The following is a 12,937-nucleotide window of genomic DNA, read 5'->3' on the forward strand; positions in this document are numbered from 1 at the left end:
GCGCCACAACCAAGCGCTCATCGCGCTCGCACGGCGACGCTGTGACGTCCTGTTCGCCATGCTGCGCGACGGCACCATTTACCAACCCAAGTCAGCCCCTACCGCTTGACGAAACACATAGGGGCACCCCCTTCGAAGGCCACCCCATGATTCCGTTTTCCGTACTCGATCTCGCCCCCATTCCCGCCGGCGCCGACGCCGCCCAGGCGTTCCGCAACACCGTCGATCTCGCGCAGCACGCGGAGCGTCTCGGTTACCGGCGCTACTGGCTCGCCGAACATCACAACATGCCGGGCATCGCGAGCGCGGCGACCGCCGTCGTGATCGGTCACGTGGCGGGCGCGACGAAGACGATCCGCGTCGGCTCGGGCGGGATCATGCTGCCGAACCACGCGCCGCTCGTGATCGCCGAGCAGTTCGGCACGCTCGCGTCGCTGTATCCGGGGCGCATCGACCTCGGGCTCGGCCGCGCGCCTGGCACCGACCAGACCACGTCGCGCGCGCTGCGCCGCGACCTGATCGGCAGCGCCGACGCGTTTCCGGACGACGTCGCCGAGCTGCAGCGCTACTTCGCGGAACCGGTGCCCGGCCAGCGCGTGCGCGCGGTGCCCGGCGCGGGGCTGGACGTGCCCGTGTGGCTGCTGGGTTCGAGCCTCTTCAGCGCGCAGCTCGCCGCGATGCTCGGGCTGCCGTTCGCATTCGCGTCGCACTTCGCGCCGGACTATCTGATGCGCGCGCTCGAGCTTTATCGCGCGCAGTACCGGCCGTCGGCCGCGTGGCCGAAACCGCATGCGATGGTCGGGGTCAACGTGTTCGCGGCCGATACCGACGACGAGGCGCGGCGCCTCTTCACATCGCTGCAGCAGCAGTTCATCAACCTGCGCCGCGGCACGCCGGGCAAGCTGCCGCCGCCCGTCGACACACTCGAGGCGAGCGAGTTCGAACTCGCGAACGTCGCACACGCGCTGTCGTTCGCGGCCGTCGGCTCGCGCGACACAGTGCGCGACAAGCTGCGCGACCGGATCGCACAAACGGGCGCGGACGAGGTCATCATCACCGCGCAGATCTACGATCACGCCGCGCGGGTGCGCTCGTTCGAACTGGCGGCACAGATCCGCGACGAACTCGCGAACGAAACCCGCTGACCGGGCGGGTGCGCCCGTGCAGGCGTCACTGCGGGTGCACCGCCTCCATGCCTTCGAGCAGCGCCTTGTGGAACGCGTCCGGGTCCTGGATCTGCGGCGCGTGCCCGAGCGCCGGGAATTCGACGAGCTGCGCGCCGGGAATCGCCGCCTGCGTGCGTTTTGCGAGCTCCGGGTAACGACCGAGCTTCGCGTGCACGTCGGGCGGCGCCACGTCCTTGCCGATCGCGGTCGTGTCCTTGTCGCCGATCAGCAGCAGCGTCGGCACGCGGATCGCGCCGAGTTCGTAGACCACCGGCTGCGTGAGGATCATGTCGTAGATCAGCGCGGAGTCCCACGCGACCGCGTCGCGGCCCGGACCGCGATACATGCCGGCGAGCATCTGCACCCAGCGCTCGTAGGACGGCGCCCACTTGCCCGCGTAGTAGGTCGCCTGCTCGTAGCGGCGAATGCCGTCCGCCGTCGTCTTCTGCTCGCGTGCATACCAGTAGTCGACCGACAGCGGCGGCACGCCGAGCGCCTTCCAGTCCTCGAGGCCGATCGGGTTCACCAGCACGAGCTGCTCGGTCGCCTTTGGGTACATCAGCGCGTAGCGCATCGCGAGCATCCCGCCCGTCGAATGGCCGACGATCGTCGCCGACTTCACGCCGATCGACTCGAGCAGCGCATGCGTGTTGCGCGCGAGCTGCTGGAAGCTGAACTGGTAGCGCTCGGGCTTCGACGATTTGCAGAAGCCGATCTGGTCCGGCGCGATCACGCGATAGCCGGCGCGGCTCAGCACGCCGATCGTGTCCTCCCACGTCGCCGCGCAGAAGTTCTTCCCGTGCAGCAGCACGACAGTGCGGCCGTTCGGGTGCGCCGGCTGCACGTCCATGTACATCATCTCGAGGGTTTCGCGCTGGGACACGAACGCGTAGCGGTGCACCGGCTCCGGATAGGCGAAACCTTCCAGGCGGGGGCCGTACACGGGCCCGTCGTTACCGGCCGGCGCCGGGACGGCGGCCGTGGCTGGCGTCGCGCATGCGGCAGCGACACCCGCGCCGAGCACGGCGGCGCGCGCGAGGGACAACATCTTGCAAATCGAAGGCATGGCGATCACGGTAATGGGAAACGCACGCGGGCAACCAGGCGGCTGCGCGCCCCGCGATTCTACGCGGTCGGGCTGACGACGGAGCGCAACACTCGATGACCGCGCGACTTCCGCGCACGCGACGATCTCGGGTATCGTGTGACGTGACCCTGAAACGCCTGCAGGCGAACGCTCATGAAAAACGTCCTCAGCATTCAGTCGCACGTCATCTACGGACACGCCGGCAACAGCGCGGCCGTGTTCCCGATGCAGCGCCTCGGCGTCAACGTCTGGCCGCTTAACACCGTCCAGCTGTCGAATCACATGCAGTACGGCCACTGGGCCGGCAGCGCGATCGACGCCGCGAAGATGGAGCAACTCGTCGACGGCGTCGCCGCGATCGGCGCGCTCAAGCGCTGCGACGCGGTGCTGTCCGGCTTCGTCGGCTCGCCGGCGCAGGCGCGCGCGACGGTCGAGATCGTGCGCACGGTGAAGGCGATGAACCCGAACGCGTGGTACTTCTGCGATCCGGCGCTGGGCCAGACGGGCGGCATCCGGCCCGAACCCGGCGTCGAGGAATTCATCGTCCAGGAGATGCCGGCGCTCGCGGACGGCATGTCGCCGAACCACACCGAGCTGCAGAAGCTCGCCGGGCGACGCATCGAAACCGTCGCCGAAGCCGTCGACGCCTGCCGCGCGCTGATCTGCCGCGGCCCGAAGATCATCCTCGTCAAGCACCTGCACGACCGCAACAGCCCGGCCGACCGCTTCAACATGCTCGCCGTCACCGAGACCGAAGCGTGGATCGGCCAGCGCCCGCTGTATGCGTTTCCGCGCCATCCGGTCGGCGTCGGCGACCTCACCAGCGCCATCTTCGTCGCTCGCCGGCTGCGCGGCGACTCGGTGCGCGCCGCGTTCGAGCACACGCTCGCGGCCGTGCACGCGGTCGTGAAGGCGACCTACGACGCGCGTCGCTACGAGCTCGAACTCGTCGCCGCGCAGGATGAAATCGCGCGCCCGAGCGAATGGTTCGGCGCGTGGGTGACGGACGCCTGACGCCGCCGCATCCGCGTCGCCGGCGCGCGCCATCTGCTTTTCTGTTGTCCTGTTGTCCTGTTGTCCTGTTGTCCTGTTGTCCTGTTGTCCTGTTGTCCTGTTGTCCTGTTGTCCTGTTGTCCTGTTGTCCTGTTGTCCTGTTGTCCTGTTGTCCTGTTGTCCTGTTGTTCTGCTATCCGCTTTCCCGCTGTCCGCATCCCCGCTTCCCTTGCATCACGACCGTCGGCCGTTGTCCGTTCAATGCCGCGCGTGCAAACGTTTCCGGACTTCACATGAATGACACCGAATACTCGCTATGCTCGCGGCGGCACGACTGGCGCAGCCGCATCCTGCGCCGCGGACGCGCCCGTTATTTCCCGCATGTCCCGCCAACCGGCTCCCCCCTTTAACGCACGATAACGACCATGACCCGATCGAACCGTCGTGATTTCCTGCGCGTCGCCGCCGGCACTGCCGGCGCCGCCGCGCTGAACCTGTTCCCGCCCGTGATCCGCGATGCGCTCGCCATTCCCGCGAACCGCCGTACCGGCACGATCCGAGACATCGAACACATCGTGATCCTGATGCAGGAGAATCGCTCGTTCGACCATTACTTCGGCACGATGCGCGGTGTCCGCGGCTTCGGCGACCCGCGCCCGCTGCGCCTCGCGAACGGCAAGTCGGTGTTCCACCAGCCGGTCGGTCCGGCCGAGCTGCTGCCGTTCCACCCGGGCGCCGACAAGCTCGGCCTGCAGTTCCTGCAGGACCTGCCGCACGGCTGGCAGGACATGCACGCCGCGTGGAACAAGGGCCGCTACGACCAGTGGGTGCCGAACAAGGGCACCACGACGATGGCGTACCTGAAGCGCGACGACATCCCGTTCCACTATCAGCTCGCCGATGCGTTCACGATCTGCGACGCGTACCACTGCGCGATCCCGAGCTCGACCGACCCGAACCGCTATTACATGTGGACCGGCTACGTCGGCAACGACGGCACGGGCGGCGGCCCGGTGCTCGGCAACGAGGAAAAGGGCTACGGCTGGACGACTTATCCGGAAGTGCTCGAGCAGGCCGGCGTGTCGTGGAAGATCTACCAGGACGTCGGCACGGGGCTCGACGCGAACGGCTCGTGGGGCTGGACGCAGAACCCGTACATCGGCAACTACGGCGACAACGCGCTGCTCTACTTCAACCAGTACCGCAGCGCGCTGCCCGGCACACCGCTGTACGACAAGGCGCGCACCGGCACCAACATCAGCGCCGGCGGCACGCTGTTCGACGTGCTGCAGCAGGACGTGAAGAACGGCACGCTGCCGCAGGTGTCGTGGATCTGCGCGCCGGAAGCCTACTCGGAGCACCCGAACTGGCCGGCCAACTACGGCGCGTGGTACATCGAGCAGGTGCTGAAGGCGCTCGTGTCGAATCCGGACGTGTGGAGCAAGACCGCGCTCTTCATCACGTACGACGAAAACGACGGCTTCTTCGACCACGTGCAGCCGCCGTTCGCGCCGCAGTCGCGCGACAACGGGCTGTCGACGGTCGCGACGACCAACGAGGTGTTCGCCGGCGACGCGTCGCACATGGCCGGCCCGTACGGGCTCGGGCCGCGCGTGCCGATGCTGGTGGTGTCGCCGTGGACCAAGGGTGGCTGGGTCTGTTCGCAGACCTTCGATCACACGTCGCTGCTGCAATTCATCGAAGCGCGCTTCGGCGCGCAGTACGCGGTCACCGCGGCGAACGTGTCGCCGTGGCGCCGCACGGTGTGCGGCAACCTGACGTCCGCGTTCGACTTCGCGACGCCTGACGCAAGCTGGCCGCAGCTCCCGGACACGAGCGGCTACGCGCCGCCCGACCGCAACCGTCACCCCGACTACATCCCGGTGCCGCCGGTCGTCCAGCATCTGCCGAAGCAGGAGGCCGGCCTGCGTCCGGCGCGCGCGCTGCCGTATGAACTGTTCGTGCACGGCCGGATCGACAACGCGAGCGGCCAGTTCCGGCTGACCTTCGCGAACACCGGCACCGCGGGCGCGGCGTTCCAGGTTCAGGCGCGCAATCGCGTCGACGGCCCGTGGACCTACACGGTCGACGCCGGCAAGCGGCTTTCCGACACGTGGAGCCCGGCGCCGTCGCTCGGCCTGTACGACCTCGACGTGTACGGCCCGAACGGCTTCTATTGCCATTTCCGCAGCCCCGCCGCGTTGGCGGTCGGCCCCGCGAGCGTCAACCCCGAGGTCATCTACGGCTACGACGTCGCGAACGGCAACATCACGCTGCGCCTGATGAACCGCGGCCACAAAACCGTGCGGCTCAAGGTGACGAACGCATACGGCCACGGCCATGCGCGTGAGTTCGACCTCAAGCCGGGCACGCACGTCGACGACTACTGGGACCTGCGCGGCAGCAACGGCTGGTACGACCTGACCGTCAGCGACGGCAAGCCGCTCGGCTTCCAGCGCCGCTTCGCGGGTCACGTCGAGACCGGCCGCCCGAGCACCAGCGACCCGGCCATCCGCACGACCGCGGCGCACGACGACGCCGAAGCCGCATCGGACGCGCTGTCCGACTGACGGCTCTCATGACGCGGCGCGGCCCCGGCGGGCCGCGCCGTGTTCTAACTCCGCACCGCCGCCCGCCTCCCACGTCCGTCGCGCTCGCGACGGGAAACTCCCGATACCGGCCGTCCGCGCTCGCGTGGAAGCTATGCGCAAATCCGCACCGAATGCGCGGCAAATTGCCAAGACCCGCACATATCGGCGACCTATATATCGAGGCGATCGGGGCTCCTCGCAGAGCCTGACGGGAGATTCTTCCGGGAAGCATCAGCATGCCGACCTCCCCGCCCGATTCCGAGAAGCGGTCGAACCGCCCGCCCGTCGCACGCGCCCGGCCCGCCGGCTGCGTGCGGTATCCACCCGCTGGTGTAAGAACAAGAGGAACGAACATGAAATTGCGTCATTCCCTGTTGTCGGTATCGGTCGTATCCGCGGTAGCTCTCCTCTCGCAACAGGCCGCTCAGGCGGCCGACTCGACCGACGTGAAGGTCGGCTTCGCCGCGCCGCTCACCGGCGTGAACGCCGGTTACGGCAAGGATCTCCAGAACGGCGTGCAGCTCGCGCTCGACGATGCGGCCGCGCAGAAGATCCAGATTGCCGGCAAGCCCGCGCACTTCAACCTCGTCGTACAGGACGACCAGGCCGACCCGCGCATCGGCGTGCAGGCGGCCCAGGCGCTCGTCGACCAGAACGTGTCGGTGGTGGTCGGCCACTTCAACTCGGGCACGACGATTCCGGCGTCGGTGGTCTACGACAAGGCCGGCATCCCGGTGATCGACCCGGCCGCGACCAATCCGACGCTCACGTCGCGCGGGCTCGCGAACATGTTCATGGTGATCGCGACCGACGGCCAGAACGCCGGCAACGCGGGCAAGTACGCCGTGGACGTGACCAAGGCTAAGCGCATCGCGATCATCGACGACCGCACCGCGTTCGGCCAGGGCGAGGCCGACGAGTTCGAGAAGGCCGTGAAGGCGGCCGGCGGCAACATCATCGGCCGCGAGTTCACCAGCAACCAGGCGGTCGACTTCCGCGCGCAGATCACGAGCCTGAAGGGCAAGAATCCCGACCTGATCTTCTTCGGCGGTCTCGATTCGCTCGCCGCGAACTTCATCAAGCAGATGCGCCAGCTCGGGCTGAACGCGCAGTTCGTCGGCGGCGGCGGCGTGAAGGACAACGAGTTCATCAAGATCGCCGGCCCGGCCGCCGAAGGCGCGATGGCGTGGGAATACGGTCGGCCGCTCGACGAGCTGCCGCAAGGCAAGGATTTCGAGCAGCGGTTCAAGAAGCGCTTCGGTGTCGACGTGCTGTCGTATGCGCAGTTCGGCTACGACGCGGCGTGGGCGGCGATCAAGGCGATGCAGGCGGTCAACTCGACCGATCCGAAGGTCTATCGCCCGGCGTTGAAGAAAGTCGACTTCGAAGGTGTCACCGGCCGCATCTCGTTCGCGAGCGACGGCTCGCTGAAGAGCGGGATGTCGACGCTGTATCAGGTGAAGAGCGGTGCGTGGAAGACCATCGTGACGAAGGGAGGCTGATCGAGCGGGATGGGCGGCCTGGACAGCCAGGCCGCCGGGGCGCGGGCCGTGGCGGGAACGCCGCCCCGCCTTCACACGCGCGATGCGGATACCGACGGATGGGTAGTCGGCAATAAAACGATCGGCGCAATGGCGCCGATCTTATACGATGACTGATGTTATTTCGGCATATTCGCCGTCGCCCGCGGCAATGCGCGGGCCGTCTCGTCAGCTGGCCTGCGTATCGCGTTCCGCCTCGGCCGCTTCGTGCGCACGGCGCAGCCGCTCGCGGCTGTTGGTCAGGTGCGTGCGCATCGCGGCACGCGCGGCTTCCGGGTCGTGACGCGCGATCGCCTCGTAAATATCTTCATGCTCGTGATTTAGGCGGCCGACATAGCGCTCGAGGTCGTCGCCGGCGAAGCGCGCCGAATTCACGCGCGTGCGCGGAATGATCGACGCGCCGAGCTGCGTCATGATGTCGACGAAGTAGCGGTTGCCGGTGGACTGCGCGATCTGCAGGTGGAACTGGAAATCGAGCTGGGCCGTGTCGCGGCCGCCGCCCGCCCCCGACGCGATCGCGTCGAGCGCACGCCGCAGCGCGGCGAGGTCGGTATCGTTCGCGCGCTGCGCCGCGAGGCTCGCGCATTCGCTTTCGAGACTGATGCGCAGCTCGAGCACGGCAAGCACGTCGCGCAGCGTCGTGATCGTCGCGGGATCGATGCCGAGCGTCTGGCGGCGCGTCGGTTCGAGCACGAAGCTGCCGATGCCGTGGCGCGTCTCGACGAGGCCGCTCGCCTGCATCCGCGAGATCGCTTCGCGCACGACCGTGCGGCTGACGCCCTGCGCCGCCATGACTTCAGTTTCGGTCGGCAGCTTGTCGCCGGGACGCAGCGTGCCGTTTTCGATCTGCGCGGTCAGCGCGTCGACGACATCTTGTGCGAGGCTGCGTGCGCGACGGCGCGGCGCTGCGGGAAGCGTGGGCACGGACATGAGGCCGGTTCCTTTTTGAATGATCGTAATGTGAGCCGAGGGTTTACGCGGGGTTTGAGCGAACGCCGATGATTCATTATACTGCGTCACAAGTCATCCGACGACTGATGATCGAGCCACGGATCTCCTGTCGACCGAGGCCGGCGTACAAGCACCTGCCAGGTCCCGTGGTTCGCGATCGGCCGACATTCGCGCTTCTGCGCGGCTGCCGGCGCCCGGTTTCACGGTCGACCGAAGCGCGCATCCGCGTTTGTTCCGGTCTGCCGCGACACCGGCATCGAGCGGGTCGCCCCCACCCTTTCGGGTTGCTGTCGACATGCGGGGCTTGCGCGCCGCGCACGTCGGTTGTCGAATGATCGCACCTCCCGCCGCGCGCGGCAAAGCTTTTGCCGCACGGCATTGCCCACTCTTTCGCCATCGCCGCCATGAACGCCGTCACTGCCTCGCCTTCCCACGACACGCCGCGCATCGTCGACCTGCAAGCCATTCCGGTCGCCGGCCACGACAGCATGCTGCTCAACCTGAGCGGTGCGCACGGCCCGTTCTTCACCCGCAATCTCGTAATCCTGAAGGACAGCGCGGGCCGCACCGGCGTCGGCGAGGTGCCGGGCGGTGAAAGCATCCGCCGCACGCTCGAGGATGCGCGCGCGCTCGTCGTCGGTCAGCCGGTCGGCAACTACCATGCGGTGCTCAACGACGTGCGGCGGACCTTTGCCGACCGCGACGCGAGCGGCCGCGGCCTGCAGACTTTCGACCTGCGCACAACGATCCACGCGGTCACCGCGCTCGAGGCCGCGCTGCTCGACCTGCTCGGCCAGCATCTCGGCGTGCCTGTGGCCGCCCTGCTCGGCGAGGGACAGCAGCGCGAGCGCGTCGAGATGCTCGGCTACCTGTTCTACGTCGGCGACCGCACGCAAACCGCGCTGCCCTACCGCGATGGCCGCGGCGCGACCGACGACTGGACGCGCGTACGCGACGAGGCCGCGCTGACGCCCGAGGCGGTTGTGCGCCTCGCCGAAGCCGCGCATGCGCGCTACGGGTTCAACGACTTCAAGCTGAAGGGCGGCGTGTTCGAAGGCGCACGCGAGGTCGAAGCCGTGACGGCGCTCGCCGAGCGCTTCCCCGAAGCGCGCGTGACGCTCGATCCGAACGGCGCGTGGTCGCTCGACGAGGCCGTGCGGCTGTGCCGCGACCTGCATCACGTGCTCGCGTATGCGGAAGATCCGTGCGGTGCGGAAAACGGCTACTCCGGCCGCGAGGTAATGGCCGAATTCCGCCGCTCGACCGGGCTGCCGACGGCGACCAACATGATCGCGACCGACTGGCGGCAGATGGGCCATGCGGTGCAGTTGCAGGCGGTCGACATCCCGCTCGCCGACCCGCACTTCTGGACGATGCAGGGCTCGGTGCGCGTCGCGCAGATGTGCCGCGACTGGGGCCTCACGTGGGGCTCGCATTCGAACAACCACTTCGACGTATCGCTCGCGATGTTCACGCACGTCGCGGCAGCCGCGCCCGGTCAGGTCACCGCGATCGACACGCACTGGATCTGGCAGGACGGGGAACGGCTGACGCGCGAGCCGCTGAAGATCGAGAACGGGCTCGTGGAAGTGCCGAAGCGTCCGGGTCTCGGCATCGACGTCGACATGGATGCGGTCGCGGTCGCGCACGAGCTGTACAAGCAGCACGGGCTCGGCGCGCGCGACGATGCAGCCGCGATGCAGTATCTGATTCCGGGTTGGACGTTCAACAACAAGCGCCCCTGCCTCGTGCGCTGAGCACGGGACGAGCCGGGCGGCGGGTCCGCCCGGTCGAAAGACTAGCCGGCCGCACCTGCCCGGCCAGGCCTAGCCGGCCGCCCCGATCCCCCGCGCCATTCCCGACGCGGCGAGCACGATGACCATGACGAGCACGGCCTGCCAGTGGCCGATCCGCACGTAGGTGCGTGCGCGACCCAGATCGGGCATCTGCTGCTGCCGCGCGGCGATGCGCCAGCGGATCAGCCCGAGCATCGGCACGATCTCGAGCAGCAGGATCAGCACGAGCGCGGTCATCTTGAGGTGAAAGAGCGGCTCGTGAAGGTAATACGCGGCGCCCTTCTCGAAGCCGCCGAACGCGCGCGTGAGTCCCGTCGCGATCAGCACCAGCGCGGACAATCCCCAGGCCGCGTCGGCCTTGAACACGCCGGGCAGGTCGGCGGCCTGCGCCGACGCGATGAGCCGGCGCAGCGCGCGGTTGCGCCCCGCGATCGCGGCGAACGCGACGCCGAACGCCATCAGGTGAACGGCTGCCAGCAACCAGCGAACGATCATTGCGCCTCCTTGTCGCCCGCGCGCCGCGCAGGCCTTGTCAGACGATCTGCTTGAGCGCGGCGTCGAGCGCGAGCACCGCGACGCGGTCGCCCTCGGTCGCGAGCGGCGCGCGCATCACGATCTGCCGGTTATGACCGACGGCCGCCGGCGAATCCCACAGCAGCTCCACCTTCGGCCGCCGAAACAGGCTGCCGCGACGCGGCGGCACGGCGGCCGCCTGCGCACCCTGCTCGGCTTCGGCGGCCGCGCTCCGGCCGGGCCAGCGGACCGACAGTTCGCGCGCGTCGTACTGGCCGACCTTGCGGCTCTCCATCCAGACGATCGCGGTACGCGTGAGCGTGTCGAGCGAGATCGCGTAGCGGCCGACCGCGAAGCGGCGCGCGGCCACGTTGGTGCGCCACAGCGGCCGCGGGCGGCACATCCACACGATCGCCGCATACAGCGCCGGCGCGGCGACGAGCCAGCCGTTGGTCGCCGTCACCGCGTGCAGCGCACGGCGCCAGCCGGCCGCCCACGCGAACGCGCCGATCGACCACACGGCAAACAGGAAACCGATCAGCGCGAAGACCCGCAGCGCCTGTCGCAGCCACTGCGGCAGCGGATGGAACGGCCGCTCGGCGCGCGCGACGGCGCCCGGCAGCGCGAGCAGCAGGAAGATCAGCACGAGATAGACGAACGCCCATGGCGACGACACCATCGCCGACAGCGACGCGCGATAGCCCATCTGGGACATCGAGAACAGCCAGCGCGCGAGCAGCACGAGACCGATCGCGCGCAACGCGAAGATCACGCCGGCGCCGGGGGCCGGCGCTGCGCGCGTGGTTTTCGATCTCGCCAAGACTGCTCTCCTCTCGATGTTCGTGCGGGGCCGGATTTCGCGGCACGGCCATTATAGGGACATTACCGTCTGGACAGACGGCCGGATGGCGTGCCGGACCGCTTCCGGGGCCGTTCGCGGCGCCGGGCGCGGCGAGAATACAACAGATCGGCGCCGCAGATGTGACAACGCCCCGCCGGTGACCCGGACGGGGCGTCGATGACGGCCTCAGCCGCAGTGCGGCCGGCGCTCCGGCATCAGCTTGCGTTGACTTCGCGCAGCACCGTGCGGCGCTTCTGGCGCAGCAGTTCTTCGTAGCCCTTCACGTAGTTCTGCGCCATCACCTTCGACGAGAAACGTGCTTCGAACGCGGCGCGCACCTTCTCGCGCGGCAGCGTATCGAGGCGCTTGAGCGCCGCGACGGCCGACAGTTCGTCTTCGACGACGAAGCCCGACACGCCGTTTTCGATCACTTCCGGCACCGAACCGCGCTTGAACGCGATCACCGGGGTGCCGCAGGCCATCGCCTCGATCATCACCAGGCCGAACGGCTCCGGCCAGTCGATCGGGAACAGCAGCGCGTGCGCGTTGCCCAGGAATTCGGTCTTTTCCGACTCGCTGATTTCGCCGATGTACTCAACGTGCGGCAGCGCGAACAGCGGCTTGATCTTCTCTTCGTAGTACGCGCGGTCGGCCTTGTCGAGCTTCGCGGCGATCTTGATCGGCAGGCCGGCCTGCTCGGCGATGCGAATCGCGGTGTCGACGCGCTTCTCCGGCGAGATGCGGCCGAGGAACGCGAGGTAGCTCGGCTTCACGTTCGGGATCGGCGTCAGCAGGTTTTCCGGCAGGCCGTGGTACACGGTCGACAGCCAGTTCGCCTGCGGCAGCGGGACGCGCTGGTTGTCGGAGATCGACACGACCGGCACGTCGCTGAACGCGTTGAAGATCGGCTGCAGTTCCGGCAGGTCGAGACGGCCGTGCATCGTCGTCAGATGCGGGACCGGCTGGCGCGAGAACAGCGAGAACGGGTAGTAGTCGATGTGGCAGTGCAGGACGTCGAACTCTTCCGCACGGCGGCGCACCTGCTCGAGGAGCAGCATGTGCGGAGCCATCACGTCGCGGATCGTCGGGTCGAGGCGCAGCGCCTGCGGCCAGCACGCTTCGAGCTTCGCCGACGTTTGCGAATCGCCGCTCGCGAAGAGCGTGACGTCATGCCCCATCTCGACGAGAGCTTCGGTGAGGTAGGACACCACTCGCTCGGTACCACCGTACAGTTTCGGGGGCACCGCTTCGTGCAACGGAGCGATTTGGGCGATTCGCATGCGTAACTCCTAAAAAATCGGCTAAAAACCAGGTATGGGTCGGCAACCTGCCGGCGGTCCGGGCTGGATGCATGTCGTCCGAAAGTCGGACGAATCAGCCTGCCGGGGGCGTCGAACCCGCGCTGCTCAAGGAGCGTCGGCGACGCGACAGGCATAGAACGTTTGAAACGAAGACCCG

Annotated in this window: 10 protein-coding genes; 5 read left to right on the plus strand and 5 right to left on the minus strand. The window is 68.1% G+C overall.

The window, feature by feature from the left end; all coding sequences use genetic code 11:
• Positions 1 to 146: 146 nt before the first annotated feature.
• The gene (locus HWX22_RS05275) at positions 147 to 1,145 is read left to right on the plus strand and encodes an LLM class flavin-dependent oxidoreductase (protein WP_175915157.1); all 999 of its coding nucleotides are present in this window, start codon (positions 147 to 149) and stop codon (positions 1,143 to 1,145) included.
• A gap of 25 nt (positions 1,146 to 1,170) precedes the next feature.
• Here HWX22_RS05275 and HWX22_RS05280 read toward each other — a convergent pair whose 3' ends face one another.
• Positions 1,171 to 2,232 (minus strand): alpha/beta hydrolase, encoded by a 1,062-nt coding sequence (locus tag HWX22_RS05280; RefSeq protein ID WP_175915158.1) that lies wholly within the window; start codon positions 2,230 to 2,232, stop codon positions 1,171 to 1,173.
• 174 nt (positions 2,233 to 2,406) lie between these two features.
• Between HWX22_RS05280 and pdxY the strand changes: the two genes are divergently transcribed.
• From pdxY to HWX22_RS05295, 3 genes are all read left to right on the plus strand, one after another.
• A complete protein-coding gene (gene pdxY / locus HWX22_RS05285; RefSeq protein WP_175915159.1) occupies positions 2,407 to 3,267 on the plus strand; it encodes a pyridoxal kinase PdxY in 861 nt (286 codons plus the stop codon).
• A gap of 404 nt (positions 3,268 to 3,671) precedes the next feature.
• The gene (locus tag HWX22_RS05290) at positions 3,672 to 5,816 is read left to right on the plus strand and encodes a phospholipase C, phosphocholine-specific (protein ID WP_175909683.1); all 2,145 of its coding nucleotides are present in this window, start codon (positions 3,672 to 3,674) and stop codon (positions 5,814 to 5,816) included.
• A gap of 374 nt (positions 5,817 to 6,190) precedes the next feature.
• Complete coding sequence (locus HWX22_RS05295; protein ID WP_059523668.1) at positions 6,191 to 7,339, plus strand: branched-chain amino acid ABC transporter substrate-binding protein; 1,149 nt, start codon at positions 6,191 to 6,193, stop codon at positions 7,337 to 7,339.
• A gap of 207 nt (positions 7,340 to 7,546) precedes the next feature.
• On the opposite strand, the gene HWX22_RS05300 is transcribed toward HWX22_RS05295, so the two are convergent.
• Positions 7,547 to 8,308, minus strand: coding sequence for a FadR/GntR family transcriptional regulator (locus HWX22_RS05300; RefSeq protein ID WP_059815973.1), 762 nt, complete (start codon positions 8,306 to 8,308; stop codon positions 7,547 to 7,549).
• Between the two features lie 425 nt (positions 8,309 to 8,733).
• On the opposite strand from HWX22_RS05300, the gene gudD reads away from it, so the two are divergent.
• The gene (gene gudD, locus HWX22_RS05305) at positions 8,734 to 10,086 is read left to right on the plus strand and encodes a glucarate dehydratase (RefSeq protein WP_175909687.1); all 1,353 of its coding nucleotides are present in this window, start codon (positions 8,734 to 8,736) and stop codon (positions 10,084 to 10,086) included.
• 69 nt (positions 10,087 to 10,155) lie between these two features.
• Here the strand turns inward: gudD and HWX22_RS05310 are convergent, their stop codons facing one another.
• The 3 genes from HWX22_RS05310 to HWX22_RS05320 form a co-directional block, all read right to left on the minus strand.
• Positions 10,156 to 10,620: a DUF2214 family protein gene (locus HWX22_RS05310; protein ID WP_175909689.1), complete on the minus strand. Its 465-nt coding sequence runs from the start codon at positions 10,618 to 10,620 to the stop codon at positions 10,156 to 10,158.
• A 37-nt stretch (positions 10,621 to 10,657) separates the two neighbouring features.
• Complete coding sequence (locus tag HWX22_RS05315; RefSeq protein ID WP_175915160.1) at positions 10,658 to 11,458, minus strand: hypothetical protein; 801 nt, start codon at positions 11,456 to 11,458, stop codon at positions 10,658 to 10,660.
• Positions 11,459 to 11,694: 236 nt separating this feature from the next.
• A complete protein-coding gene (locus HWX22_RS05320; RefSeq protein ID WP_175915161.1) occupies positions 11,695 to 12,759 on the minus strand; it encodes a glycosyltransferase family 4 protein in 1,065 nt (354 codons plus the stop codon).
• Positions 12,760 to 12,937: the final 178 nt, after the last annotated feature.

The organism is Burkholderia sp. BCC1638 (assembly GCF_902833195.1).
Taxonomy (GTDB): Bacteria; Pseudomonadota; Gammaproteobacteria; order Burkholderiales; family Burkholderiaceae; genus Burkholderia; species Burkholderia diffusa.

Bases quoted from the DNA above. Each gene is read 5' to 3' on its own strand.
- HWX22_RS05280 (WP_175915158.1), bottom strand. From the start codon at position 2,232: ATGCCTTCGATTTGCAAGATGTTGTCCCTCGCGCGCGCCGCCGTGCTC.
- HWX22_RS05290 (WP_175909683.1), top strand. From the start codon at position 3,672: ATGACCCGATCGAACCGTCGTGATTTCCTGCGCGTCGCCGCCGGCACT.
- HWX22_RS05310 (WP_175909689.1), bottom strand. From the start codon at position 10,620: ATGATCGTTCGCTGGTTGCTGGCAGCCGTTCACCTGATGGCGTTCGGC.
- HWX22_RS05275 (WP_175915157.1), top strand. From the start codon at position 147: ATGATTCCGTTTTCCGTACTCGATCTCGCCCCCATTCCCGCCGGCGCC.
- pdxY (WP_175915159.1), top strand. From the start codon at position 2,407: ATGAAAAACGTCCTCAGCATTCAGTCGCACGTCATCTACGGACACGCC.
- gudD (WP_175909687.1), top strand. From the start codon at position 8,734: ATGAACGCCGTCACTGCCTCGCCTTCCCACGACACGCCGCGCATCGTC.
- HWX22_RS05320 (WP_175915161.1), bottom strand. From the start codon at position 12,759: ATGCGAATCGCCCAAATCGCTCCGTTGCACGAAGCGGTGCCCCCGAAA.
- HWX22_RS05300 (WP_059815973.1), bottom strand. From the start codon at position 8,308: ATGTCCGTGCCCACGCTTCCCGCAGCGCCGCGCCGTCGCGCACGCAGC.
- HWX22_RS05295 (WP_059523668.1), top strand. From the start codon at position 6,191: ATGAAATTGCGTCATTCCCTGTTGTCGGTATCGGTCGTATCCGCGGTA.